This is a genomic window from Virgibacillus carmonensis, from assembly GCF_057836705.1.
Genome location: NZ_JBYQFJ010000083.1, coordinates 1 through 1,037 on the forward strand (window position 1 = coordinate 1; position 1,037 = coordinate 1,037).

The 1,037-nt window shown below is 44.0% G+C and carries 2 protein-coding genes; both read right to left on the minus strand.

What is annotated here, in order from left to right; genetic code table 11:
• Positions 1–417 (minus strand): bifunctional adenosylcobinamide kinase/adenosylcobinamide-phosphate guanylyltransferase (locus AC3G7N_RS20575; protein WP_489424029.1); only part of this gene is annotated, 417 nt, incomplete at its 3' end.
• Positions 369–1,037, minus strand: a 669-nt coding sequence (locus AC3G7N_RS20580) for a histidine phosphatase family protein (RefSeq protein WP_489424030.1), incomplete at its 5' end; no start/stop codon positions are given. The genes AC3G7N_RS20575 and AC3G7N_RS20580, both read right to left, overlap by 49 nt.

The window sequence follows — 1,037 nt, forward strand, 5'->3', positions numbered from 1 at the left end:
GTACCAAATGAGGTCTAAACGATCACATTGTTTCACCAAATCCTGATAGAACCATCCTGTCACATCGCGCCAGGTTCGCATTTTTGACTCCACAGGGACGATACCTTTGGAAATATCTGAACCAATAATGACCAGTTTTCGCTGGGCCGTTGTTTGTTCCCAATCTAACCATTTGGCTATCAAACCCCGGCCCATTGTTCGGACCTCTGTGATACTCTGGTTTTCTATCCATTGTAGAACCCACTGCTCCACTCCTTCACAGACAACGATGTTCTTGCTTAAAACCGACAAATCGTCCGGACATGGTTCTGATTGATAAGCTGACAGCCAGTGGTAATCAGTGCTGTCGTCAACCAGATAGTGTTGTCTTACCCACGCTGATTTTCCGTTGTAGGCACCTCCTGTAACAACATGCAATTTTCATCCCTCCTAAAGCTATCTTTTGTCCAGCATAGCCGGTAACCGCCGCCATATGGAATATGCCATTGGAAAAATGGTGTGTTTTGATCCAAAAGAATGGATAGCAAATAACGTATTACCCCACCATGCGTAACAATTGCTGTTTCTTTTGCATCCGTTGCTATAATTTGCCTCCTGATTTCTGTGAATCCGTCTTGTATTCGCCTGCAAAAGGCTTCAAATGATTCGCCGCCATCAGGACGTGAACGAAATGGATGATCAATCCAATGACGGTAGGAAGGGAGATGTTGTAATTCCGCATATGTTTTTCCTTCCCATGCACCAAAGTGTATTTCTCTTATTTCCGCCAAACATTGTACAAGCTGATTTGGAAACGCAAGTGCTGCTGTCTCCAGACACCGCTTTAAATCACTTGAAAAAACCATGTCCATTTCAGGAAAATATTCGTGCATCCGCTTTACATCTGATTTCCCTTGCTCACTTAAGGGAGAATCCGTCCAGCCGATATATGCTGACTTTTGGTTTTCCTTTGTCATCCCATGACGTAATAGTGTAATAGCCATACAATCATCCATAAACAGACCTCCACTCCTTCTGTTGTTGCACCAACGGTATCG